This window comes from Subtercola boreus (genome assembly GCF_006716115.1).
GTDB lineage: Bacteria > Actinomycetota > Actinomycetes > Actinomycetales > Microbacteriaceae > Subtercola > Subtercola boreus.
The window spans coordinates 339,337-363,024 of record NZ_VFOO01000001.1 but is presented as its reverse complement, the minus strand read 5'-3'; the positions used below and the strand labels follow the sequence as shown (position 1 = coordinate 363,024).

General features: G+C 68.2%; 21 protein-coding genes and 1 tRNA gene. 15 read left to right on the top strand and 7 right to left on the bottom strand.

Going from position 1 to position 23,688, the window contains the following annotated elements:
• Positions 1 to 66: 66 nt before the first annotated feature.
• From pstC to pstB, 3 genes are read left to right on the top strand one after another with little or no spacing between them, the layout of a single operon-like run.
• Positions 67 to 1,137, top strand: a complete 1,071-nt coding sequence (gene pstC, locus FB464_RS01760) for a phosphate ABC transporter permease subunit PstC (protein ID WP_246093151.1) — start codon at positions 67 to 69, stop codon at positions 1,135 to 1,137.
• Positions 1,131 to 2,234, top strand: a complete 1,104-nt coding sequence (gene pstA, locus FB464_RS01755) for a phosphate ABC transporter permease PstA (protein WP_425472439.1) — start codon at positions 1,131 to 1,133, stop codon at positions 2,232 to 2,234. Before pstC ends, pstA begins: the two co-directional genes overlap by 7 nt.
• 59 nt (positions 2,235 to 2,293) lie before the next feature.
• Positions 2,294 to 3,073, top strand: a complete 780-nt coding sequence (pstB, locus tag FB464_RS01750; protein ID WP_116415388.1) for a phosphate ABC transporter ATP-binding protein PstB — start codon at positions 2,294 to 2,296, stop codon at positions 3,071 to 3,073.
• Positions 3,074 to 3,203: 130 nt separating this feature from the next.
• Here the strand turns inward: pstB and FB464_RS01745 are convergent, their stop codons facing one another.
• The 3 genes from FB464_RS01745 to FB464_RS01735 form a co-directional block, all read right to left on the bottom strand.
• Positions 3,204 to 4,067, bottom strand: coding sequence for an anti-sigma factor (locus FB464_RS01745; RefSeq protein ID WP_116415389.1), 864 nt, complete (start codon positions 4,065 to 4,067; stop codon positions 3,204 to 3,206).
• Positions 4,064 to 4,657, bottom strand: coding sequence for a sigma-70 family RNA polymerase sigma factor (locus FB464_RS01740; protein WP_116415390.1), 594 nt, complete (start codon positions 4,655 to 4,657; stop codon positions 4,064 to 4,066). Before FB464_RS01740 ends, FB464_RS01745 begins: the two co-directional genes overlap by 4 nt.
• A gap of 260 nt (positions 4,658 to 4,917) precedes the next feature.
• The gene (locus FB464_RS01735) at positions 4,918 to 5,547 is read right to left on the bottom strand and encodes a DNA-directed RNA polymerase subunit beta (RefSeq protein ID WP_116415391.1); all 630 of its coding nucleotides are present in this window, start codon (positions 5,545 to 5,547) and stop codon (positions 4,918 to 4,920) included.
• 92 nt (positions 5,548 to 5,639) lie between these two features.
• Between FB464_RS01735 and FB464_RS01730 the strand changes: the two genes are divergently transcribed.
• Positions 5,640 to 5,712 (top strand) — tRNA-Lys (locus tag FB464_RS01730).
• Positions 5,713 to 5,755: 43 nt separating this feature from the next.
• On the opposite strand, the gene FB464_RS01725 is transcribed toward FB464_RS01730, so the two are convergent.
• The gene (locus tag FB464_RS01725; RefSeq protein ID WP_211327382.1) at positions 5,756 to 7,003 is read right to left on the bottom strand and encodes an MFS transporter; all 1,248 of its coding nucleotides are present in this window, start codon (positions 7,001 to 7,003) and stop codon (positions 5,756 to 5,758) included.
• A 240-nt stretch (positions 7,004 to 7,243) separates the two neighbouring features.
• Here FB464_RS01725 and FB464_RS01720 point away from each other — a divergent pair, with 240 nt between their 5' ends.
• From FB464_RS01720 to FB464_RS01690, 7 genes are all read left to right on the top strand, one after another.
• The gene (locus tag FB464_RS01720; protein WP_116415392.1) at positions 7,244 to 8,452 is read left to right on the top strand and encodes an acetyl-CoA C-acetyltransferase; all 1,209 of its coding nucleotides are present in this window, start codon (positions 7,244 to 7,246) and stop codon (positions 8,450 to 8,452) included.
• Between the two features lie 17 nt (positions 8,453 to 8,469).
• Positions 8,470 to 10,656 (top strand): 3-hydroxyacyl-CoA dehydrogenase NAD-binding domain-containing protein, encoded by a 2,187-nt coding sequence (locus FB464_RS01715; protein WP_116415393.1) that lies wholly within the window; start codon positions 8,470 to 8,472, stop codon positions 10,654 to 10,656.
• A gap of 56 nt (positions 10,657 to 10,712) precedes the next feature.
• Positions 10,713 to 12,311 carry an acyl-CoA carboxylase subunit beta gene (locus tag FB464_RS01710; protein WP_116415394.1) on the top strand — a complete coding sequence of 533 codons (1,599 nt, stop codon included), beginning with the start codon at positions 10,713 to 10,715 and terminating at the stop codon, positions 12,309 to 12,311.
• A gap of 7 nt (positions 12,312 to 12,318) precedes the next feature.
• Positions 12,319 to 14,355 (top strand): ATP-binding protein, encoded by a 2,037-nt coding sequence (locus FB464_RS01705; protein ID WP_116415395.1) that lies wholly within the window; start codon positions 12,319 to 12,321, stop codon positions 14,353 to 14,355.
• Between the two features lie 3 nt (positions 14,356 to 14,358).
• Positions 14,359 to 15,174 (top strand): TIGR03084 family metal-binding protein, encoded by an 816-nt coding sequence (locus FB464_RS01700; RefSeq protein ID WP_116415396.1) that lies wholly within the window; start codon positions 14,359 to 14,361, stop codon positions 15,172 to 15,174.
• 20 nt (positions 15,175 to 15,194) lie between these two features.
• Complete coding sequence (locus tag FB464_RS01695; RefSeq protein WP_170151939.1) at positions 15,195 to 15,779, top strand: TetR/AcrR family transcriptional regulator; 585 nt, start codon at positions 15,195 to 15,197, stop codon at positions 15,777 to 15,779.
• Between the two features lie 88 nt (positions 15,780 to 15,867).
• Positions 15,868 to 17,406: an acyl-CoA synthetase gene (locus FB464_RS01690; RefSeq protein ID WP_116415398.1), complete on the top strand. Its 1,539-nt coding sequence runs from the start codon at positions 15,868 to 15,870 to the stop codon at positions 17,404 to 17,406.
• Positions 17,407 to 17,481: 75 nt separating this feature from the next.
• On the opposite strand, the gene FB464_RS01685 is transcribed toward FB464_RS01690, so the two are convergent.
• Positions 17,482 to 18,633 carry an acyl-CoA dehydrogenase family protein gene (locus FB464_RS01685; protein WP_116415399.1) on the bottom strand — a complete coding sequence of 384 codons (1,152 nt, stop codon included), beginning with the start codon at positions 18,631 to 18,633 and terminating at the stop codon, positions 17,482 to 17,484.
• 96 nt (positions 18,634 to 18,729) lie between these two features.
• Between FB464_RS01685 and FB464_RS01680 the strand changes: the two genes are divergently transcribed.
• On the top strand, positions 18,730 to 20,334 hold the full coding sequence (locus FB464_RS01680) for an AMP-binding protein (protein WP_211327383.1): 1,605 nt from the start codon (positions 18,730 to 18,732) through the stop codon (positions 20,332 to 20,334).
• Here the strand turns inward: FB464_RS01680 and FB464_RS01675 are convergent.
• On the bottom strand, positions 20,307 to 20,960 hold the full coding sequence (locus FB464_RS01675) for a TetR/AcrR family transcriptional regulator (protein WP_116415401.1): 654 nt from the start codon (positions 20,958 to 20,960) through the stop codon (positions 20,307 to 20,309). The genes FB464_RS01680 and FB464_RS01675 overlap by 28 nt on opposite strands.
• Positions 20,961 to 21,102: 142 nt before the next feature.
• Here FB464_RS01675 and FB464_RS01670 point away from each other — a divergent pair, with 142 nt between their 5' ends.
• On the top strand, positions 21,103 to 21,996 hold the full coding sequence (locus FB464_RS01670; RefSeq protein ID WP_116415402.1) for an alpha/beta fold hydrolase: 894 nt from the start codon (positions 21,103 to 21,105) through the stop codon (positions 21,994 to 21,996).
• Here the strand turns inward: FB464_RS01670 and FB464_RS01665 are convergent.
• Positions 21,965 to 22,669: a Pr6Pr family membrane protein gene (locus FB464_RS01665; protein ID WP_142206579.1), complete on the bottom strand. Its 705-nt coding sequence runs from the start codon at positions 22,667 to 22,669 to the stop codon at positions 21,965 to 21,967. The two genes, FB464_RS01670 and FB464_RS01665, sit on opposite strands and share 32 nt — an antisense overlap.
• Positions 22,670 to 22,762: 93 nt before the next feature.
• Between FB464_RS01665 and FB464_RS01660 the strand changes: the two genes are divergently transcribed.
• Positions 22,763 to 23,356 (top strand): hypothetical protein, encoded by a 594-nt coding sequence (locus FB464_RS01660; protein WP_116415404.1) that lies wholly within the window; start codon positions 22,763 to 22,765, stop codon positions 23,354 to 23,356.
• A gap of 157 nt (positions 23,357 to 23,513) precedes the next feature.
• Complete coding sequence (locus FB464_RS19660) at positions 23,514 to 23,651, top strand: hypothetical protein (protein WP_170151940.1); 138 nt, start codon at positions 23,514 to 23,516, stop codon at positions 23,649 to 23,651.
• The last annotated feature ends 37 nt before the right edge of the window (positions 23,652 to 23,688 follow it).

The following is a 23,688-nucleotide window of genomic DNA, read 5'->3' as shown; positions in this document are numbered from 1 at the left end:
CCGGGAGGCAGCCCGCAGAACGCGGCTGCCTCCCGGGGCGGCACCCGGGTCCGCCCGGGCGACTTCATCTTCCGCTTTCTGAGCACCGGCTCGGCCGTGCTCATCATGATCATCCTGGCGGGCGTCGCCCTCTTCCTGATCATCTCCGCCATCCCGGCCATCACGGCCGACTGGGGAACGAACGACCAGCTCAACACCGGCCCCACCGCGGCCTTCCCGAACTTCTGGGCCTATGTCGGCCCGCTGATCTGGGGAACGCTCTGGTCGGCGGCCATCGCCCTGCTCTTCGGAGCTCCGGTCGGCATCGGCATCGCCCTCTTCATCTCGCACTACGCACCCCGCCGCCTCGCGTCGATCCTCGGCTACCTGGTCGACCTGCTGGCCGCTGTGCCGTCGATCGTCTTCGGCCTCTGGGGCATCATCGTCATCCGGCCCTTCCTGATCCCGCTCTCCGACTGGCTGGGCGCGAACCTCGGCTGGATCCCCATCTTCGGCGGCCCCGTCACGACGACCGGCTCGACCATCCTCGCCGGCGCCCTGGTGCTGGCCGTCATGATCCTGCCGATCATCACGTCGATCTCCCGCGAGATCTTCCTCCAGACTCCGCGCCTGCACGAAGAGGCCGCCCTCGCTCTCGGCGCCACGCGCTGGGAGATGATCCGGATGGCCGTCTTCCCGTATGCGAAATCCGGAATCGTGAGCGCCACCCTCCTCGGCCTCGGCCGGGCGCTCGGCGAGACGATGGCGATCGCGCTGATCATCTCGCCCGCCATCCTGGTCTCGGTCAAGCTCATCACCGAGGGCCAGAACTCGCAGACGATCGCCGCGAACATCGCCCTGAACTTCCCCATCGCCACCACACTGCAGCGCGATGCGCTGATCGGCACCGGCCTGATGCTCTTCGTCATCTCCCTGGTGGTGAACTCGGTCGCCCGCATCATCGTGAACGGCAAGCCGCTCGGCCGCAAGAAGAAGTCGAAGGCGAAAGGGCCGGCCGCGCCTGGCCCGCTCAGCCGTGTGCCGGCCGGTGATTTCGCGTCGGCGACCGCACTCGATGTGGTCTCCGGATCCAGTCGCGCGGGCAACGACGACAACGGTCCCACCCCCGAAGAAGACATCGAAGGAGCGAGATATTGACCGCCCTCAGCCAGCGCACGAAGCCCACCGGACCGGTCGGCAACTCGCTGACCACAGGACAGCTGCCCCGCTTCGCCGAACTGTACGTTCTCGCGGGTGCCGCCGTCGTCAGCGCACTGCTCCTGCTGCTCATCGGATTCAACCTCGTCGGATGGCTCGTTCTGACCGCCGTGCTCTACCTGATCGCCCTCGGCATCCTGTCGCTGGTCGTAGAGAACCGCCGGAAGGCCACTGACCGCCTCGTCCGGGGACTCGTCACCGTCGCCTTCCTGCTGGCGCTCATCCCGCTCGTCTCGACGCTGTCGACCGTGATCATCCAGGGTGCCGGCCAGCTCAGCTGGAGCTTCATCACCCAGACCGGCGGTTCCAGCTTCAACGCCGACACCCTCGAGGTGACCCAGACGGCTGGCGCGCTGCAGGCCATCGTCGGAACGCTGATCATCACCGGCATCGCGGCGCTGATCTCGATCCCGATCGGTCTGTTCACCTCGATCTACCTCGTCGAGTACGCGCTGCCGAAGCAGTGGCTCGCCCGCACGGTCACCTTCCTGGTCGACGTCATGACGGGCATCCCGTCGATCGTCGCCGGTCTCTTCGCCTTCTCGCTCTTCTCGATCCTCGTCGGCCCCAAGGCGTTCAGCGGGTTCTCCGCCTCCATCGCCCTCTCGGTGCTGATGATCCCGACCGTCGTCCGCGCCTGCGAAGAGATGCTGCGGCTCGTGCCGGCCGACCTCCGCGAGGCGTCGTATGCCCTCGGCGTGTCGAAGTTCGCCACCATTGTCAAGATCGTGCTGCCCACCGCCATCGCCGGCCTCATCACCGGAATCATGCTGGCTGTCGCCCGCGTCATCGGTGAGACCGCGCCGATCTTCCTCGCGGCGAGCTTCACCGACAACTTCAACTCGAACCCGTTCGACGGACCGATGCAGACCCTGCCGGTGCTCGCCTACACGGGCTACGCCTTCCCGGGTGCCGACATCGCGGCCTCGAACGCGTCGGCGTGGGGCGCCGCCCTCCTTCTGGTGATCCTCGTGGTCATCCTGAACCTCATCGCGCGCATCGTCGCGAAGATCTTCGCTCCCAAGGGTGCGCGCTGAGCGCGCGTCGACCACTCCCCCCACTTTCTCTCCCGAACCGCTCCTCGCAAAGGAAATCAGTGTCAAAGCGAATCGAAGTCAACGACCTCAACGTGTACTACAGCGACTTCCTCGCTGTGGAGGGCGTCACGATCACCATCGAACCCCGCACCGTCACGGCCTTCATCGGCCCCTCGGGCTGCGGCAAGTCGACGTTCCTCCGCACGCTCAACCGGATGCACGAAGTGATCCCCGGCGCTCACGTCGAGGGTGAGGTGCTGATCGACGGCAACAACCTCTACGCGGCCGGCGTCGACCCCGTCATGGTGCGACGCCAGGTGGGCATGGTGTTCCAGCGGGCAAACCCGTTCCCGACGATGTCGATCCGCGACAACGTGCTGGCCGGCCTCAAGCTGAACAACCGCCGCCTCTCGAAGGGCGACGGCGACGACCTCGTCGAGAAGGGCCTCCGCGGAGCGAACCTCTGGAACGAGGTCAAGGATCGCCTGAACCTGCCCGGCGGCGGCCTCTCGGGCGGCCAGCAGCAGCGGCTCTGCATCGCCCGCGCCATCACTGTCTCGCCCGACGTGCTCCTGATGGACGAGCCCTGCTCGGCCCTCGACCCGATCTCCACTCTCGCGATCGAGGACCTCATCACCGAGCTCAAAGAGGACTACACGATCGTCATCGTGACCCACAACATGCAGCAGGCCAGCCGCGTCTCCGACAAGACGGCCTTCTTCAACATCGCCGGCACCGGCAAGCCCGGCAAACTGATCGAGTACAACGACACCACCGCGATCTTCGGCAGCCCGACCAAGAAGGAGACCGAGGACTACGTCAGCGGTCGCTTCGGGTAAGTCGGAGCCTTGAACAACGAAGGAGGCTGCGCCGGTCGGATGACCGGCGTGGCCTCCTTCGTTATTGAATAGGCACAGCGAAGCCCCGCCGGGTGGATGGCCGGCGGGGCTTTTTCGTGCTGTCTGCGAGTTAGGAGGCGACCGTCAGGATCGGCGTCGACGTGGGCGTCTGCGACCCACCGGCCGGCTCGATCGTCACACCGACGACATCGCCTGTCGTCAGGCTGCCGGTGAGAACGTGCCACGTCGTGGCGTCGCCGCCCGGCGTGAAGGTTCCCGCTGGGGTGACGCTGGTGCCGTTGATGTACCAGGCCTCGTAGGTCTTGCCCGCGGGAAGCGAGGGCAGGCCCTGCGCCACGACGGCGGACTTGCCGACGGACGGCGACCAGAGCACCGTCGCCTCTCCGCCGCCGGTGATGGCACTGTGTGCGGTCTGCACGTCGGAGGCGGCGTAGATCTCGGCCAGCGCGCTAGCCGAGGCCTGCTGCGAACTCGATGAGGAGTTGTTCTGCAGGAACTGGGTGGCGACAGCGCCGCCGCCCACGAAGATCGCGACGGCAGCCGCCGCAGCAACCAGGGCACCGACCGGGCGGGAGAACCACCGGGAGCGGGCCTTGTCCTCGGCGGCCGTGCGGGGCACGAACACCGAATCGCCGACGACCTCGGGAGCCGCCTCGGTGACAGGAACGTCAACGGAAGACGCGGCGAGAGGGTGCTGCGGAGCATCCTGAACCGTCGACTGCGGCGAGACCGGAGTGTCGGAACCCTGCGGCGTCTCGGCGATCTGCGCCATCAGCCGGCTCTTCAGGTCGACCGACGGCTCCACCGGTGTCGCGGCGAGCGCCAGCAGCAGGGCCGTGGCGCGCAACTCCTCGACCTCGGTCGCCAGCTCGGGCGAATCGACCAACGCACGTTCGAAGTCGACCTGCTCGGCTGGGGTCAGCGCGTCGAGGGCATAGGCGCCCGACTGGAGGTACTGCTCTTCTTTCGTCATTTCGTAACCCCCATCTCGTCTCTCAGGCGAATCATTCCATCGCGTAGTCGTGTCTTCACCGTGCCGATCGGCACATGAAGGAGTTCTGCCACCTCGGAGTGGCTGTAGCCGCCGTAGTACGCGAGAGAGATGGCCTGGCGTTGAAGCTCGGTCAGTTGGCCCATGGCCTTCTTCACCCTCTCGTGCTCGATGCGGATCTCGACGGTCTCAGCGGTCTGGTCGTATTCACGTTCCAGGTCCCTGATGCCGATCTTGGTGTCGCGATCGTGGCCTGCCTGGGAGGCACGCACACGGTCGACCGCACGGCGGTGAGCCATCGTGAGGATCCACGACATGGCAGCACCCCTGCCCGTGTCGAAGCGGTCGGCGGTCTTCCAGATCTCCAGGAAGACCTCCTGCGCCACTTCTTCGGACTGTGCGTAGTCGATGAGAAGACGCCTGATCAGACCCAGAACTCGAGGAGCAACCCTGTCGTACAGCTCGGAAAAGGCCCGTTGGTCGGCGACAGCCACCTTGTGAAGAAGAGAGTCGAGACTCTCCTCCAGGTCGGTGTCGCCACGTTCGATGTGTTGGGTCACAAGTTTAAGCATCTCAGGTCTGTGCCTCAATCGGTCGAACGCGGGGTTTCTCTTGACACCGGTAGTTCGGAACAGCGAGGCAGATGGATTGCCCGCACCTTCATCGGAGTGGGCAGTCGTGCGGAATGCGTCAGACGGGGACCAGGCCCGACACGGCTGAGCTACTGCTGAGGTGCCGGGCCGCAGAAACGCCTCTCGGCGCGAGGCCGCTCGGAGCGGCTAAATTTGGAGCCCGGGGTTACTGCGACCCGACCAGAGAAGTTTACCAGCTTCTAGTCGAGGCTGTCGCGGCGCCAGAGCGTCGCGCAGGCGGTGAGCTCGGCGGCGATCGACTGGAACCGCAGCGCGCGCGTGGTCAGCTCGCTGGCCCTGGCCGGATCGAGGGCTTCGGCGTCGTCGGCGAGGCTCGCGCATCCACTCGACATCAACCGGCAGAACGCCGCGGCCCGGTCGAGTGCCACCGCGAAGTCACCCTCGAACAGCCCGCGGAGGATCTGGTCGGCGAGCGCCGTGATCTCCTCGGGCCCGGTCGGCGTCGACGCACCCGCGACGACAGGGTCGATGGTCGACGACAGCTCGGCACCGCGCTGGAACACGAAACTCGACTGCGCCGGATCCTGCCGCGTCAGCGCACGCAGGAGGTAGATGCGCCAGAGCGCCCCCGGCAGGCTGCGGGCGGATGCCCGGGACCAGAGCTCTGCGATGGCATCGATGCCGTTCACGTCGGTGTACGCGATGAGCCGGTCAATGACCCCGGGGTCGGGATCGGCACGCACCCGGCTGAGCAGCGCGGCCGCCGTGTCGTGCGCGAGCCGGCTGATGTGCGCGGGATCCTCGCCGCCCTGGAACGCTTCGAAGGTCGAACCGGCGAACAGGGTCGGCTTGTGCGGTTTGTCAGTCACCGCACCAACGCTACGGCACGGCTCTGGATGCTCCGCCCCCGGCGTTTCGTGATTTAGTGCTCAGGCGGGGGAACCGGTAGATTGTTCTGCAAGGGCCTCTAGCTCAGTTGGTAGAGCATCGGACTTTTAATCCGTGGGTCGTCGGTTCGAGCCCGACGGGGCCCACCCCTCCGCCTGTTCCGGGCGCCTGCCGCGGCGAATGTCCCGGCTACTTCAGGAAGTCGCTCGTCGACCGGTTCCGCAGCAGCCCGAAGATGACGACGGCGATGACGAGACTCGCAATGCCGAGAAGCCCGAGCGCCGGCTGGAGCGCACCGGTGATGCCAGTCAGGGCGAGCACGGCGAGCGGCGAGAGGAACTGCCCGAGGAAGAACGCCGACTGCCAGAGCCCCGTGCCACGGCCGCGTTCCTCGAAGCCGAGGCCCGCCACCGCCCAGGTGAGCATCGTCGGCAGCAGGATGCCCGTTCCGGCACTCGCGACGACGGCTCCCACGAGCACCAGCGCGAACGAGCTTCCGGCCACCCAGATCAGGAGCAGGCCGATCGCGGCGAGGGTGAAACCGAGCGGGAGAAGCCGCTTCGCCTGCAGGCGGGCCAGCCTCCTGAACGAGATGGCGCCCGCCGCCGTGGCGAGCGACGCCACCGCGCTCGCGAGCCCGATGATCGCCGTTGCCGAGACTCCGATGCCGGTCAGCACGTAGGAGAGCTGCACGATGACCGCGTAGAAGACGATGCCACCGAAGATGGCTACGATGCAGGGCCCGGCGAGACGGGCCCACGGGATCGGGGGCAGACTCACCCGTCGGCTCGCGGAACGGCCCGCACCGATCGGCTGGGAGATCAGGGGGATCATGAACGCGAAGATGATCAGGGAACCCGCGTACACCCAGAACGGTGTGCGCCATCCGGTGGCACCCAGTGCACCGCCGAGGGCGAAGAAGACTGTCGCTGCGAGCGCCGTGACGACGGCCTGCAACCCGAAATAGCGGTTTCGCCGCTGGCCGGCGAAGTAGTCGCCGAGGAGCGTGGTGCAGCACGTGATGATCGCCGCCTCGGCCACACCGACAGCGAGGCGGCTCGCCGCAATCGCGTAGAGGGAGTCGAGGTAGAGCGGCATCGTGCCGACGAGCGCATAGAGCACCAGTCCAACGAGGAGGATCGTGCGGCGATTGAACCGGTCGACAATGCTCCCGGCGAACGGAGCCAGGATCGCGACAACGAGCGCCGGGATCCCGATCAGCAGAGGAACGAGCGTCGCCGCACCGGGGGTCTCTGCGAAGTACTCGCTCATCGAGGGGAGAACGGGAGTGATGAGCGTCGCGGCGAGCACGGGCATGCAGCTGCCCGCAAGGAGGATCACGCCCTGTGGCCTGCCGGCGAGCCTGCCATTGGTCATCGGCCGGGCATCGGCCTCTTCGTCGGTTGGCAGCGCCGAGGCAGCGGTGACTTTCGTCATGGCGGATTCCTGTTTCTCTTCTTTGAGTGGGCTCCGGATCGATCGCGATCCTTCCGCCAAGGTTCACTGAACGAGAGGCGTGCAGGAAGGCGAAATTCCGGATAACGCCTATCCACGCGATCGATGAGAGGGTCTCCGGCGGCTGGAGTGAACAGTCACAGTTGACTGTTATTGGCGGCTCGCCTAGGGTGGCGAGTGCCGGGGCAGGCGATGCGCGCGGCACCGAGGAGGGTGACAGCGATGTCGGAAGCGTTCATTTTCGAGGCCATCCGCACCCCGAGGGGCCGCAACCGGAAGGGCTCGCTGCACAGCGTGAAGCCGGTCGACCTCGTCGTCGGGCTCCTCGACGAGACGATGAGGCGCAACCCCGATCTCGATCCCGCCCGCATCGACGACCTGGTGCTCGGCGTGGTGTCGCCGGTCGGCGAGCAGGGCGGGGACATCGCGCGCACAGCCGCACTGGTCGCCGGGCTGCCCGAGACGGTGGCGGGCCTGCAGATCAACCGGTTCTGCGGCTCCGGGCTCGAGGCGGTGAACACGGCCGGCCAGAAGGTGCTCTCAGGCTGGGACAGCCTGGTGCTCGCCGGCGGTGTCGAGTCGATGTCGCGGGTGCCGATCGGGTCCGACGGCGGCGCCCTGTTCAGCGATCCGACCACGAACCACGACCTGTTCCACGTTCCGCAGGGCATCGGCGCAGACCTCATCGCAACGATCGAGGGCTTCAGCCGCGAGGATGTCGACGCCTTCGCCGCGCGCTCCCAGGAGCGGGCCGAGCACGCCTGGGCATCCGGCTACTTCGAACGGTCGGTCGTGCCGGTCACCGACCTGAACGGGATGATCGTGCTCGACCACGATGAACACCGCCGCCCCGGCACCACGGTCGAGAGCCTCGCTCCGCTGAAGCCCGCGTTCGAGAAGCTCGGCAGCCAGGCCGGCTACGACGCCGTCGCCCTGCAGAAGTACCACTCACTGGAGCGGATCGAGCACGTTCACCACGGCGGCAATTCGTCGGGGATCGTCGATGGCGCCGCCCTGGTGCTGGTCGGCAACGATCGGGCGGCCGCCGATTTCGGGCTCACGCCGCGGGCGCGCATCGTGGCCTCTGCGGTCACCGGATCCGACCCGACCATCATGCTCACTGGCCCGACACCGGCCACGCGGAAGGTGTTGGCGAAGGCTGGCCTGACGATCGACGACATCGACCTCTTCGAGCTGAACGAAGCCTTTGCGGCGGTCGTTCTGAAGTGGGTGAAGGATCTGGGCCTCCCCTGGGAGAAGGTCAACGTGAATGGCGGGGCGATCGCGATGGGCCATCCTCTGGGAGCGACCGGCGCGATGCTGGTCGGCACCGTGCTCGACGAGCTCGAGCGGCGCGACCAGCGGCGAGCGCTCATCTCCCTCTGCATCGGCGGCGGCATGGGTATCGCGACCATCATCGAGCGGGTCTGAGGGCGAGGGAACGAACCATGAGCGACAGCAGCACCACGACTCACACCCCCACGATCCGCTGGGAGAAGAGCGACGACGGCATCGTCATCCTCACCCTCGACGACCCGAACCACAGCGCCAACACGATGAACGCCGACTACGTCGCCTCGCTCGACACCGCGCTCGAACAGCTCACGGCCGAATTCGACTCGGTCACCGGTGTGATCCTCACGTCGGCCAAGACGACATTCGTGGCTGGCGGTGACCTGAACGAGATCCTCAGCCACACCGACGACGACGCGGCGCAGATCTCCGCCCATGTCGCGCGGCTCAAGGCCCAGCTGCGCACCCTCGAGACGTATGGCCGGCCAGTCGTCGCGGCCCTGAACGGTGCTGCGCTCGGCGGCGGTCTCGAGATCGCCCTCGCCACCCACCACCGGGTGCTCGCCGATGTGCGCGGGGCCGTCGTCGGGTTCCCCGAGGTCGGCCTCGGGCTGCTTCCCGGTGGTGGGGGCATCGTGCGCTCGGTGCGGATGCTCGGGATCGCGGTCGCGATCGGCGAGGTTCTGACGACGAACAGACGCTTCCGCCCGCAGGAGGCGCTTGCCGCAGGCCTCGTCGACGAGGTCGTGTCGACGGTCGACGGGCTTGTGCCGGCCGCGCGGGCCTGGATCCTGTCCAACCCGGATGCCCGCCAGCCCTGGGATCGCCCGGGCCACACCATCCCGGGCGGCGCCCCCTCCGACCCGCGCATCGCGGCGACGATCCCGGCCTACCCCGCGACCCTCCGCAAGACGCTGAAGGGCGTGGCCCTGCCCGCCCCCCGCGCCATCCTCGCCGCCGCGATCGAGGGGGCGGATGTCGACTTCGAGACCGCCGAGGTGATCGAGACCCGCTATTTCGTGAGCCTCGCCACCAGCCGTGTCGCCAAGAACCTCATCACGACCTTCTTCGACCTGCGCGCCGTCAACGCGGGGGCCAGCCGGCCGGTCGGCTTCGAAGTCGAACCGCCCTCGAGGATCGGTGTGCTGGGCGCCGGGATGATGGGCGCGGGAATCGCCTACGTGAGCGCGAAGGCCGGCCTCGACGTGGTTCTGAAGGATGTGAGCATCGAGGCTGCCGAACGCGGGAGGCAGTATTCCGCCAGGCTGGTCGAGAAGGACGTCGACCGGGGCCGCTCCACCGCCGAGCAGGGTGCGGCACTCCTGGCACGCATCAGACCGACCGCGGATCCCGCAGACTTCAGCGGCGTCGACTTCGTGATCGAGGCGGTCTTCGAGTCCGTGGAGCTGAAACAAGCGGTGTTCCAGGAGATCCAGAACGTCGTGCGGCCCGATTCCGTCCTCGGTTCGAACACCTCGACGCTGCCGATCACGACACTCGCCGAAGGAGTCGAGCGCTCGGCCGACTTCATCGGCATCCACTTCTTCTCCCCCGTCGACCGGATGCCACTGGTCGAGATCATCACGGGCCGCGAGACGTCGGAGCGAACCCTCGCCCGCGCCTTCGACTTCGCCCGCCAGATCGGGAAGAGTCCGATCGTCGTGAACGACAGCCGCGGGTTCTTCACCAGCCGCGTCATCATGACGTTCCTCAACGAAGCCGTGGCGGCCCTCGGCGAGGGCGTCGATCCTGCGTCGATCGAGCAGGCTGGCCTCCAGGCCGGCTACCCGGCAGGTCCGCTCCAACTCCTCGACGAGCTCACCCTGACGTTGCCGCGTCGGGTGCGCGATGAGGCGACGGCCGCGACATCCAGAACCGGCGATGCCCGAACGCCGCACGGCGCCGACGCTGTCATCGACCGGATGATCGACGAATTCGACAGGCCCGGGCGTTCGAGCGGGCGCGGGTTCTACGAGTACGACGAGAACGGCAGGCGCACCCGCCTCTGGCCGGGTCTCCGGAAGGCGTATCCGGCCGGCCGGGCGAACGTTCCCTTCGACGACCTGAAGGAGCGGATGCTGTTCGCCGAAGCGATCGAAACGGTGAAGTGTTTCGATGAGGGCGTTCTGCGTTCGGCGGCCGATGCGAATGTCGGTTCACTGCTCGGAATCGGTTTCCCTGCGTGGACGGGCGGCGTCGTGCAGTACGTGGAGTCCTATCCCGGCGGCATCGCGGGGTTCGTCGACCGTGCGCGCGAGCTCAGCGCGCGATACGGCGAGCGATTCGCCCCGCCCGACTCCCTTGTCGAGAGAGCGGGAACAAGCATCCCGTCACACATTTGAGTGATTTGGGATTCACTTTTCGCTAGACTCAACCCATCGAGGGTGAGGAGCGGCGAATGACAGTGTTGTCGAGTCGAGTGGATGTCGGCAGCGACGAGTTCGCGGCGAACAGGGCCGCCCTCCTCGAGCTGATCGGCCGCCTCGACGAGCAGAATGCCCTCGCGGTCGCCGGAGGCGGCGAGAAGTACGTCGCCCGGCACCGTTCGCGCGGCCGCCTGCCAGTGCGCGAACGGATCGAGCTGCTCGTCGACCCCGGTTCGGCATTCCTCGAACTGTCGGCCCTCGCGGCCTACGGCACCGAATTCACCCTCGGCGCCGCGATCGTCACGGGTATCGGCGTCGTCTCGGGCGTCGAGTGCGTCGTGATCGCGCACGATCCGACGGTGCGTGGGGGGTCGATGAACCCCTACACGCTCCGGAAGAACCTGCGTGCCCTCGAGATCGCGCGGGTGAACCGGCTGCCCGTGCTCTATCTCGTCGAATCGGGGGGTGCCGACCTGCCCACCCAGGCCGACCTCTTCATTCCCGCGGGGCGCATCTTCCACGAACTGACGGCCCTGTCGGCCGACGGGGTGCCCTCGATCGCGCTGGTCTTCGGCAGTTCGACGGCCGGCGGCGCGTATGTGCCCGGCATGAGCGACTACGCCGTGCTCGTCGACCAGCAGGCCCAGGTGTTCCTCGGCGGCCCTCCCCTGGTGAAGATGGCGACGGGCGAGAATGCCGATGCGGAAGCGCTCGGCGGAGCATCCATGCACTCCCGCGTCTCGGGTCTCAGCGACTTCTTCGCCGTCGACGAGCGCGACGCGATCCGGATCGGCCGGCAGATCGTCTCCCGCCTGAACTGGGTCAAAGCGGGCCCGGCGCCGAGCAGGGTGCCCCGGCCACCCCGGTACCCGGCCGACGAGCTGCTCGGCATCGTGTCGGCCGACCAACGGGTGCCGTTCGACCCTCGGGATGTGCTCGCCCGGCTGGTCGACGACTCCGACTTCGACGAATACAAGGAGCTCTACGGCACCTCTCTCGTCACGGGCTGGGCAACGCTCCACGGGTACCCGGTCGGCGTGCTCGCCAACCACCGGGGGGTGCTGTTCGGGGAGGAGGCCAAGAAGGCCACCGAGTTCATCCTGCTGGCGAACCAGTCGAACACGCCCCTCATCTTCCTGCAGAACACCACCGGCTACATGGTCGGCACCAGCTACGAGCAGGCGGGCATCATCAAGGACGGCGCGAAGATGATCAACGCCGTCACCAACAGCACGGTGCCGCACCTCACCGTGAACATGGCAGCCTCCTTCGGAGCCGGCAACTACGGGATGTCGGGACGGGCCTACGATCCGCGGTTCCTGTTCAGCTGGCCGAACATGCGGCAGGCCGTTATGGGCGCGGCCCAGCTCGCCGGCGTGATGTCCATCGTCGGGAAGGCCTCGGCCGCGAACGCCGGCCGAGAGTTCGACGCCGAAGCCGACGAACGCCAGCGACAGAAGGTCGAACGGCAGATCGAGTCGGAGTCGGAGGCGTTCTTCATGTCGGGGAAGATCTACGACGATGGGATCATCGACCCCCGGGACACCCGCGACGCACTCGGCATCGCCCTCTCCGCCGCCCATTCAGCCCGCGTCGCCGGCCGTTCCGGCTTCGGCGTCTTCCGGATGTGAACCCCCCATGACCCGAATCAGGACCCTGCTCATCGCCAACCGCGGCGAGATCGCCTGCCGCATCATCCGCACCGCCCGGGAGATGGGCATCCGGACGGTCGCCGTGTTCTCGGACGCCGACGCAGAGGCGCTCTTCGTCGCACAGGCCGACCGCGCGGTGCGACTGCCCGGTGTCGCCCCCGCCCAGACCTACCTGCGGGGCGACCTCATCATCGAGGCCGCCCTCCGCACCGGGGCGGACGCCGTGCATCCGGGGTACGGCTTCCTGTCGGAGAACGCCGACTTCGCCCAGGCCGTGGGGGACGCGGGACTGGTGTTCGTGGGCCCCACCCCTGACGCGATCCGGGCGATGGGATCGAAGATCCGCGCCAAGGAGATGATGGCCGCGTCGGGAGTCCCCGTGCTGAGGGGCGCCACGGTCACGGGCGAGTCGACCGAGGCGGAACTGATCGCCGGGGTCGCCGACATCGGCTACCCGCTGCTGGTCAAGGCGTCGGCCGGCGGGGGCGGGCGAGGCATGCGCATCGTCACGGAGCCTTCAGGGCTGGCCGAATCGGTGGCCTCGGCCCGCCGCGAGGCCGGCTCTGCCTTCGGTGACGACGCCGTTTTCGTGGAGAAGTACATCACCGCACCGCGGCACGTCGAGGTGCAGATCTTCGGAGACACCCACGGCACGGTCGTGCACCTGTTCGAGCGGGAGTGCTCGATCCAGCGCCGGTACCAGAAGGTCATCGAAGAGGCGCCGTCTCCTGTCGTGTCGCCGGCCCTCCGGGAGGAGCTCGGCGCTGCGGCCGTCGCCGCCGGCACCGCCCTCGGCTACGTGGGGGCCGGAACCGTCGAGTTCATCCTGGACCCGTCGGGAGCCTTCCACTTCCTGGAGGTGAACACGCGGCTGCAGGTCGAGCATCCGGTCACCGAGCTGATCACCGGGCTCGACCTGGTGCGGCTGCAACTGCTGGTCGCCGAGGGCGAGCCTCTGCCCCCTGAGGCTCTGGACGCGACGATCACCGGCCATGCCGTGGAGGTGCGCCTCTACGCTGAAGACCCGGCGGCCGGGTTCCTGCCCACGTCGGGTCGCCTCCGCGAGTTCGAGCTCCCGTCGTCGGTGCGCACCGACACCGGTTTCGCCTCGGGCGACACCGTGAGCATCCACTACGACCCGATGCTCGCCAAGGTCATCGCCCACGCCCCGACCCGCACCGAGGCGGCCCTCGTGCTCGCCGGCGCGCTCCGCGAGGCCCGACTGCACGGCGTTCGCACCAACCGGGACCTGCTGGCGGGCATCCTCACCGAACCCGAGTTCCTGGCTGCCAGGATCGACACGGCATACCTGGAACGACACACCGTCGACGATCTGAGCGCCTCCCCGTCGGGCGAGGAGCTCCGTCGGGCTGTCGCGGCGGCGGCTCTCGCCCTCAGAGCCCGGCAGCGGGCCGGCGCGACGGTGCAGCCGGCCGTCTCAGCCGGCTGGCGGAACGTCGTCTCGGCGCCCGCGCTGGTCGCCCTGGCCGGCGAGGACGGCCGCGCGATCGACGTCCGGTACCGGATCGACGCCCGGCACACCGAGCTCACGGTCGACGGCGCTGCGCTCGGTGAACAGCTCGTCTTCGCTGTCGCGGAGGCGGGGCCGGACGTCCACCGGGTCACCCTCGAGATCGACGGACTGCGCGAGGAGTTCCGGGTGGTCTTCACCGACGAGACGGTCGACGGCCGGAGGGCTGAGGTCGTGACGATCGATGTCGACGGGCCGTTCGGCGGCACCGAGTTCACCGTGGTCGATCTGCTGCCCCCACCCGGTTCGCTTGCGGCGGCCGGTTCGCTGACCGCGCCGATGCCGGGGTCTGTCGTCCGGGTGCTGGTCGACGTGGGTGCCGCCGTCGTCGCCGGCCAGCCGATCGTCGTCCTCGAGGCGATGAAGATGGAACACGCGGTGAAGTCACCGCAGGATGGTGTCGTCGAATCCGTGCTGGTGGCCGTCGGCGAGCAGGTGGACATCGGCCAGGCCCTCGCCGTCGTCACCGGCGACGAGCCGGCCGGGGACTGACCGGTGGCCGTCGACGAGGCCCAGTGGGCGCTGCTGCTGGGCGACCTCCGCGCCGAGACGGCTGCACTCCTCGATACTCTGGGCGCCCTGCAACCCGCCGCCTGGCTGACCCCGACGCCCGCAGAGGGATGGGACATCCACGATCAGGTGGTGCACCTCGCCTTCTTCGACGAGGTCGCCGACGTCGGGTTCACGGATGCCCCGCTCTTCGTCCTGCGTTCGGCCGAACTCCTCGCGGCCGGCCCCGACTGGGTCGACCGGATCAGCCACGAACGCCGGGGCCTCTCCCCCGCCGAGCTCCTCGCCTGGTTCGGCCGCTCCCGCGCGTCGATTCTCGAGACGTTCGAACGGATCGGGCCGCGCGCCCGCACGCCGTGGTTCGGCCCACCGATGAGCGCGGCATCCTCCGCCACGGCGCGGCTGATGGAGACCTGGGCGCACGGGCAGGACATCTGCGACGCCCTCGGCGTCGGGCATCCTGCCACGGCGAGCCTTCGCCACATCTGCCATCTCGGCGTGATCACCCGCGGCTTCGCCTACGCTCTCCGGGCGCGTGAGCTCCCGGGCGCCGAGGTGCGCGTCGAGCTGGAGGCACCCGACGGCTCCGTCTGGGAGTGGGGCGACCCCAGCCTCCCCGACCGGATCTCAGGGCAGGCCCGCGACTTCGCGATGGTCGTGACGCAGCGCCGGAACATTGCCGACACCGGCCTCGAGGCCACCCCCGGCGCTGCATGGGGCTGGATGTCGATCGCCCAGGCCTTTGCGGGTTCAGAAGGCCCGGGGCGACCTGCCGGGCTCTTCCCGAAGGAGAGCGGATGAGCGTGGGAGACTCAGGTGACATGACCAGCCCCAAATCGGCCCGCACCCGTGAGCGGCGCGAACTCATCCTGCAGTCGGCTGCGAACCTGATGGCGGAGCGCGGCTACCCGTCCGTCAGCATGACGCAGATCGGGGCAGCGGCCGGCATCGTGGGGTCGGCGGTCTACCGTCACTTCGACTCGAAGTCGACGATCCTCGGCACGCTGCTCGACCGCGTCGTCAAGACCATGCTCACCGGAACGCGCGAGGCCGTCGCGTCGGGCCGCACCGGGATCGACCTGCTCGACACGATGGTGCTCACCCAGACCCGCACGGCGATCGAGAACCGCTCGCTGGTGGCCGTCTACCTCCGCGACGCGGGCAACCTCCCGGTGGACGACCTGCGGAGCCTCCGCCGCCAGCAGCGCCAGCTCATCGAGGAGTGGGTCTTCCAGTGCGAGGCGATCTCACCGTACGCGAGCGAATCGGAACTCCGGACCGTGGTGCAGGCCGTGCTGGCGCTGATCAACTCGGTGTGCACCTACGACAACCCGCTCCCCGCCGACCAGCAGGTCGCCTCGCTCTCGCGGATGGCCTCCGGGGCGCTCCGCGCAGGCCTCGGATGACCGCCCCGAAGTAAACAGTCAGTCTTGACTCTTAGACCCGCTTCGTCCATGCTTGTCGGAACGGCCCAGGTCTCAACGAGGAGAAACTGTGTACCCAGGAGCATTCACCAGCACGACGCCGGACAAAGCGGCGATCATCATGGCCGACACCGGCGCGACCGTGACCTATGCGGAACTGGAGGAACGGTCCGTGCGGCTCGCGCACGTGCTCTACGACCACGGGCTGCGGCCGGGCGACAGCGTCGCGATGCTGGCTCCCAACTCACCGCTCTACTACGAGGTGTACTGGGCCGCCATGCGGAGCGGTCTCTACATGACGGCGATCAACCACCGTCTGTCGCCGGTCGAGGTGGCGTACATCGCGAACGACTGCGGGGCGCGGGCGCTGATCGCCGACAGCTCCCTGACGGAGACCGCCACCGCGATCATCCCGCTCACCGGGGCCATCACGCTGCGACTCTCGGTCGGCGAGGCCATTGCCGGCCACGGGTCGTTCGACGAGGCGCTGGCCGCCGCGTCGAACGTTCCGCCCAGTGACCAGCCGCGCGGGAAGGACATGCTCTATTCATCGGGCACCACCGGGCAGCCCAAGGGCGTCAAAGCCCCGCTCCCTCCCTACCAGGTGAACGACGGGGCGGATCCACTGCTGCCCCTTTTCGGTCCGATGTTCGGTTGGGACGCCGACACCGTCTACCTCAACCCCTCGCCGCTCTACCACGCGGCACCGCTGCGGTTCGGCGGCATGATCCACTCGGTCGGCGGAACCGTCGTCATCCTCCCCCGGTTCGACGCCGTCGCTGCGCTCGTCGCGATCGAGCGATACCGCATCACGCACAGCCAGTGGGTGCCGACGATGTTCGTGCGGATGCTCAAGCTGCCGGCCGCGGAGAGGATCGGTCACGACCTGTCGTCGCACCGGGTCGCCGTACACGCCGCGGCCCCCATCTCTGTCGAGACGAAACGCGCGATGATCGAGTGGTGGGGGCCGATCCTGCACGAGTACTACGCCGCGACGGAAGCGGTCGGCGTGACATTCATCGACTCGAAAGCCTGGCTGGAACGACCCGGAACGGTCGGGAAGGCGGGGCTCGGTATCATCCACATCAGCGACGAGGAGGGGAACGAGCTGCCCGTCGGCGAACGCGGGCTCGTGTACTTCGAACGCGAGGTGCTGCCGTTCAGCTACCACAACGATCCCGAGAAGACGAAGAAGGCGCAGCATCCGTTGCACGACAACTGGGGCACGACCGGTGACATCGGGTATGTGGACGACGACGGCTACCTCTTCCTCACCGACCGGGCCGCATTCATGATCATCTCCGGCGGTGTGAACATCTACCCCCAGGAGGTGGAGAACGCGCTGACCCTCCATCCGAAGGTGCACGACATCGCGGTGATCGGCGTTCCCGACGCCGAGATGGGGGAAGCGGTCAGAGGCTTCGTGCAGGCCGCCCCCGGCGTCGAGACCGGGCCGGAGCTAGAGACGGAGTTGCTCGACTACCTGCGGGCGCGGATCGCGCACTTCAAAGTGCCGCGTGAGATCGAGTTTGTCGACTCCCTCCCGCGCACCGAGACCGGGAAGCTGCAGAAGCACCGGCTGCGGGAGGGGTTCGTCGCCGCGCCGTGAGCGCCGTGCCGTGAGCGCCGTGCCGTGAACGCCCCGCCGTGGCCTGCACCCTGCCGCCCGCACCCCCGCCTCTGTTCAGTACGAGCGCGGCAGCTTCAGACTGTGCTGGGCAATGAAGTTCAGGATCATCTCCCGACTGACCGGCGCGATGCGGAGCAGCCGCGCCATGCCCCAGTAGGGCATCAGTCCGTACTCGTGGGCGAGCCCGTTGCCGCCGTGGGTCTGGATGGCCGCATCGATCGCGTTCAGCGCCGCCTCGGCCGCCGCGTACTTGGCGGTGTTCGAGGCCTCACCGGCAGGCAGCCCGTTGTCGTGCAGCCAGGCAGCCTTCCGCATCATCAGGGCGGCGAGTTCCGTCTCCATGCTCGCTTTCGCGAGCGGGTGCGAGAGGCCCTGGTGCGTACCGATGGCCACACCCCACACCTCTCTCTCGCGCGCGTAGGCGGCGGCGCGGCCGAGCGCGTACCGGGCGATCCCCACCAAGAGGGCCGCACCCGTGATCCGCTCGGGGTTCAGGCCGTGGAAGACCTGCTGGAAGCCGTTGCCCTCCTCGCCGATGAGTGCGTCGGCAGGGAGTCGCACGTCGCCGAAGAACAGAGTGAACTGCTTCTCGGGCAGGGCGATGTCCATCTCGATCCGCGAGCGCTCCAGGCCCGCGGCGTCGGTCGGCACCACGAAGAGCGACATCAGCGGTTTGCCCTCGGCATCCCTGCCCGTGCGTGCCACGACAAGGATCGCGTCGGCCTCGTCCACGCCGGAGATGTAGTACTTCGAGCCGTTGAGCAGCCAGCCGTCGCCGTCACGCACGGCGTTGGTCGAGATCTCGTGCGTGTTGGAACCAGCGTCGGGCTCGGTGATGGCGAACGACATCTTCGAACGACCGTCGGCCAGGGCCGGCAGCCAGCGTTCCTTCTGCGCGGTGGAACCGAAGGTCGAGATCACCTCGGCGCAGATCGCCGACGAGACCAGCAGAAGCAGGAGGGGAACACCCTGCGCCGCGGACTCCTCCGTGACGAGTGCCAGTTCGAGCATCCCGGCACCGCCGCCGCCGTACTCCTCCGGGATGTTCACACCGATGAATCCCGCGTCGCCGAGCGCGGTCCACGCTTCGGCGCACGGCTCGCGGTCACGGGCATGCTCGCCGTAGTAGGCGCCACCGAACGGGGCGAGCACCTTCGCAACCCCTCGGGTCAGATCGGCGAGCTCTGCACTGACAGAAAAGTCCACGATGACTCCAATTGTGATTTCGTATTCACTATATCCGTTCACTGTGTGGAGAGATAGAATGCTTCCGGTGAACCCCCAATCACATTTGGAGTCAGTGTGGACATCTCAAATGACGTCAGAACCATGCCCGCCGGCGCGCTGCTGAGCGACAACCTCATCCACCGGGTGAACGTCGGAGACAGCCTCACCCGCACCGCCGCGCGAACACCGGCGGCTGAGGCCTTGGTGCAGGGTGACAGGAGGCTCACCTACCGCGAGTTCAACGCACAGGTGAACCGGATGGCCGGGGCGTTGTCGGGCGCCGGCCTGCAGTCAGGTTCCGCGCTCGCGCTCATCGCGGGCAACAGCATCGAGTTCCTTGTCACCTACTACGCCTGCGCGAAACTCGGACTCGTCTGCGTGCCGATGAACCTGGGCTGGCGGACCGACGAGGTCGCCCACGTGCTCAAGGATTCAGGCGCATGCCTGGCCATCGTGCAGGACACCCTGCTGGCGAAGAACCGGGCTGCGATCGACGGGGAGCCGGGCATCCAGCGAGTGATCGTCTTCGGTGAGTCGACCCGCGAGTTCGACGACTTCGTGGCTTCCGGGGCGGATGTCGAGCCCGAGGTGTTCATCGACGACCGCGCCGCGCTCACCTACCTGTACACGAGCGGCACCACGGCCCTGCCTAAGGGCGTCGTCGGCAACCACACCGCGGTCTACCTGGAATCGATGACGATGGCGCTCGAGGGCCAGTTCCGGGGCGACGACCGGTTCGTGGCGATGATGCCGATGTTCCACACCGCGCAGCTGAACTGCCACTGCACGTCGGCCATCATGGTCGGGGCTGCGCTGCACATCATCCCCGGGTTCGACGCCACGGTGCTGCTCGATCTCATCGAGCGCGAACAGATCACCCAGATCTTCGGCCTGCCGATGATGTACCGGGCGATGCTCGACCACCCCACCATCTCCGACCGCGACTTCGGCAGCCTTCGCCGCGCGCTCTACGCCATGGCGCCGATGCCCCAGGAGACCCTCGTACGGTGCCTCGAGGTCTTCGACTGCGGCTTCTACCTGCTCTTCGGACAGACCGAGATGAGTCCGACCGCCACGATCTTCCGGCCGGAGCACCAGCTCTCCCACCCGGGTGCCGCGGGAACGCCGGTCGTGAACGTGCAGGTGGCGATCATGGGCGAGGGCGGGAAGATCCTCGACCAGGGCGAGGTCGGGGAGATCGTCTACCGCGGGCCGCACACGATGACGGAGTACCTGCACAATCCGGCAGCGACGGAGGCGGCGTTCGCCGACGGCTGGTTCCACTCCGGCGACGTCGGACACCTCGGCGTCGACGGCATCCTCTGGTTCACCGACAGGCGCAAGGACGTCATCAAGACCGGCGGCGAGAACGTCTCCTCGATCGAGGTGGAGCGCGCGGTCTACGCAGCGGAACCCGGCGTCGCCGACGCGGTCGTGGTCGGGCTGCCGCATCCGCACTGGAGCGAGGCGCTCACCGCCTTCGTCACCGCCCGCGACGGCGCGACGCTCGCACCCGACAACATCCGGCAGAACATGCGGAGCCACATCGACGCCTACAAGATCCCGAAGGCCATCGTGGTCATCGAATCGGTGCCCCGCACGTCGACCGGCAAGATCCAGAAGAACCTGATCCGCGATGCGTACGCCACGTACTACGACGAGGGCCCGTCGGCGGAATGACGGTCATCCACCGGCAGCAGCAGGGCACGGGCGATGGCACGCCACTCGGCCAGGTGCGGGTCGAGCTCGGCGTCCCGCGGGCGGAACGCATAGCTGAGGGCCACGCCTCGCATACTGCTGATGAGCACGTCGCGCACCGTCACGTAACTGCTGGCTGCAACGAGCCGGTCGCCGAACATCGAGCCGACCTTCTGCACGATGAAGGCGCTGAGCCTCCGCTCGTGCGGTTCGAGCGCCTCTTTCAGCCGCGGATTCGCCCGCGCCGCGAGCCACAGTTCACTGGATGCCCAGAAGTACTCCTGCTGGAACGTCTCCCACATGCGGGCGATCGCCACCTCGATGCGCGCGACCGGGTCCGCCGGCCACGCGACGTCGTCGGCGAGGTCCCGCATCCGAGCTTCGGTGAGGTGCGAGACGGCGGCGACGAGCAGGTCGTCCCGCGAGGGGTAGTGGTGCAGGAGCCGGCCGCGGCTCACCTCGGCGATCTCCTGGATGCGCAGGGTGGTGGCCCCGGAATAGCCATGCTGCACCAGCGCGGTGATCGCCGAGTCGAGGATCCGCGCCTGCGTGTCGATGCTCCGTTCCTGGGTCGCACGCGACTTCGCTGTCTCTGCGCTCGGGCCCATCTCGGGAGTCTACAGCGGGGCCGCGGGGCCCACTCCCCCGTCATCCTCGGCTACCCGCACCACCCGCAACCGACAACCGTCTGCACCCGTCACCGTCTGCACCCGTCACCGTCTGCACCCGTCACCGAAGAAAGGCCCAGCCATGTCACCTCTCACCTCCACCTTCCCCTCGCCGACCGATTCCCTGGCCCTCGCCACCTACCGCTGGAACGTCCCGTCGGGTTCGCCCCGTGCCGTCGTGCAGCTCGCGCACGGGGTCGCTGAGCACTCGGGCCGCTACGGCCGCCTCGCCGACGCTCTGACCGACGCTGGCTATGAGGTGCACGCCGACGATCATCGCGGGCATGGGGCCTCCATCGGCGAGGCGGACGGCGGGGTGGTCCCCCTCGGCAGCTTCGGCGCGGCCGGCTGGGAGGCCCTGGTCTCCGACATGATCGCGTTCGGCGAGTCGGTCAAGGCCGAGCATCCGGACCTTCCACTCTTCCTGATCGCGCACTCGATGGGGTCGTTCGCGGCCCAGCAGATGCTCCTCGAGCGGTCGGACCTCTACGCGGGCGTCGTTCTCTCGGGGTCGACCGCGCTCGACGTTCTCGCCGGCGCACTGGCCGCCAATGCCGGCGACGGCCCCGTCGAACTGACCGCCTTCAACGCCGCCTTCGAGCACCGCACCGGGTACGAGTGGCTCTCGCGCGACACCGCAGAAGTCGATGCGTACGTCGCCGACCCGCTCAGCGGATTCGACCTCGCCGACGACCTGATCCCCCAGCTGTTCTCGGCTGCGGCGCGTCTGGCCGACCCGGCGGAACTCGGCCGCATCCGCCACGACCTCCCGATCCTGGTCGTCTCAGGCCAGGACGACCCGCTTTCGGGCGACGGACAGCTCGTGGGCATCCTCGCCCAGCGCTACCGCGACGCCGGCCTAACCGACGTGACCCTCACCGTGTACCCGGGCGCACGCCACGAGATCTTCAACGAGACGAACCGTGACGAGATCACCGCCACCGTCATTGCGTGGCTGGCGGCGCACGCCGGCTGACCGGAAGGCGGGGCAGCCGCGGCAGGCGGCTCGCCGCGATGAGGGCCGCCGAGACCGCGAGGATGACGGCTGCCAGCACCGCCGCGTAGACCCCGACCGCCGCGTAGCTGCCGGCCCACTGCGGGTCGAGGAAGATGTACGGGTACCACCCCACGGCCGGCCCGCGCACGAGCGTGTAGATGCCGTAGACAAGGGGGAAACCGAGCGAGACCCAGACGGTGTTCCAGTGCAGGCGGTGCCGCCCGGGTGCGAACACGAAGTCGAGGATCGCGTACGACGGCACGACGAAATGCAGCACCTTCTCCGAGGTCGGCACGAGGAACACGTAGTCGGCAAGCCCCGCGTTGACGATCAGTGCCACGAAGGTCACGCCGGAGACGACCAGGTAGGCCGTCACGAGCGCCCGCAGCGCCGTCAGCCACTCCCGCTCCGGCCGGCGGAGCCCGCGGGCGAGAAGCAGCACGAGCAGCAGCACGAAGGCGATGTTGCTCTCGATGGTGAAGTAGCTGAGCAGATTGGATGCCCGGCAGCCCCCGCTCGCGAAGACGCAGTCCGCGCGGGAGACCAGCGCCAGCACTGTCGTGGCGAGCGCCGCGATGCGCAGAACGAGGAACACAACCTTCACGGGACTCCCGACACGCTCGAGCGGGGTGAAGTCCAAGGCTACGGGCATTCCCGCTCCGGCGTTCACAGCGCGCCTGTTACCTCTACGCTGGCCAGAGACGCCCGGCGCGAGTCGAGGCCGGGGAGAGGCGGGCAGGGCAGCATGGTGAACCGAAGTGCACGCCTGGCTCTCTGCGTCAGCGCGGCTGCGGTGCTGATGTTCGGCGTCGCGGCGTGTTCGGCTCCGGATGTCTCGCCCACGGTCATCCCGAACCCGAGCCTCACAGCGGGCCCGAGCGCCTCGACGAACGCGGAGTGGGGTGCCTACGGGACGAAGGACGACGCGTGCGCGGCTGTCGCCGGGGATGTGCTGACGCTCGCCCTGGCCCCGAAGAACCTGGCGCTGGCCGACCCGGACGGCGGCGTGGACGACATCGACGACACCATCCGCACTGCGGCTGCCTCTGCTCCCCCGGCCATCGCGGCGAACTACGCGCAGCTGTCGGCGATCGTGCGCACCTACGGCCAGGCCCTCTCCTCGTGGAACGACGAGGTGGAGGCCATCCGCGCCTCGGCGAGCGCGACCGCCAGCGCCAGCGCCAGCTCCAGCGCCTCCACCGCAACCGCCAACCCGACGCCGGGCGCGCCAGCCACCTCCACTCCCACCCCGGAACCCGAGCGCCCGGCCTTCGTCGACACGGCATTCGAGGCCCAGCTCGACAGCATCAAGAACTGGCTCTCCGACACCTGCGGCTGACGAACCCCGGCCTGCCGGCTGCGTCGACTCTCAGCCCGGCACAGACGACCCACAGCGGACGGGCAGGCTGATCCGAGCGTTCGTGGAGCCAGCGGCAGCAGAGTGATGGTGTGCCCATCCGGGCGCGCAGACACCTCACCGACACGAGGGAGCACTCATGCCCGACCTCCTCAGCGACGCCCTCCAGGGGGCAGCCGTGGCCGCAGCCGCCTGGGTGGCGCTGTCGATCCCTGTCGCCCTCGTTCTGGGGCGCATCCTGCACACCCGGAATGTGCGCGAGGCGCACCTGCGCTGACCGGAGCACATTCGTGCGAGATCGTGCCCCCAGTCCC

Excerpts from the sequence above, each read along its gene's own strand:
- FB464_RS01745 (WP_116415389.1), bottom strand. The coding sequence starts at position 4,067 with ATGACGAAAGAAGAGCAGTACCTCCAGTCGGGCGCCTATGCCCTCGAC.
- FB464_RS01740 (WP_116415390.1), bottom strand. The coding sequence starts at position 4,657 with ATGCTTAAACTTGTGACCCAACACATCGAACGTGGCGACACCGACCTG.
- FB464_RS01720 (WP_116415392.1), top strand. The coding sequence starts at position 7,244 with ATGTCGGAAGCGTTCATTTTCGAGGCCATCCGCACCCCGAGGGGCCGC.
- FB464_RS01725 (WP_211327382.1), bottom strand. The coding sequence starts at position 7,003 with ATGACGAAAGTCACCGCTGCCTCGGCGCTGCCAACCGACGAAGAGGCC.
- FB464_RS01715 (WP_116415393.1), top strand. The coding sequence starts at position 8,470 with ATGAGCGACAGCAGCACCACGACTCACACCCCCACGATCCGCTGGGAG.
- FB464_RS01670 (WP_116415402.1), top strand. The coding sequence starts at position 21,103 with ATGTCACCTCTCACCTCCACCTTCCCCTCGCCGACCGATTCCCTGGCC.
- FB464_RS01705 (WP_116415395.1), top strand. The coding sequence starts at position 12,319 with ATGACCCGAATCAGGACCCTGCTCATCGCCAACCGCGGCGAGATCGCC.
- FB464_RS01665 (WP_142206579.1), bottom strand. The coding sequence starts at position 22,669 with ATGCCCGTAGCCTTGGACTTCACCCCGCTCGAGCGTGTCGGGAGTCCC.
- FB464_RS01710 (WP_116415394.1), top strand. The coding sequence starts at position 10,713 with ATGACAGTGTTGTCGAGTCGAGTGGATGTCGGCAGCGACGAGTTCGCG.
- FB464_RS19660 (WP_170151940.1), top strand. The coding sequence starts at position 23,514 with ATGCCCGACCTCCTCAGCGACGCCCTCCAGGGGGCAGCCGTGGCCGCA.
- FB464_RS01660 (WP_116415404.1), top strand. The coding sequence starts at position 22,763 with ATGGTGAACCGAAGTGCACGCCTGGCTCTCTGCGTCAGCGCGGCTGCG.
- FB464_RS01695 (WP_170151939.1), top strand. The coding sequence starts at position 15,195 with ATGACCAGCCCCAAATCGGCCCGCACCCGTGAGCGGCGCGAACTCATC.
- FB464_RS01675 (WP_116415401.1), bottom strand. The coding sequence starts at position 20,960 with ATGGGCCCGAGCGCAGAGACAGCGAAGTCGCGTGCGACCCAGGAACGG.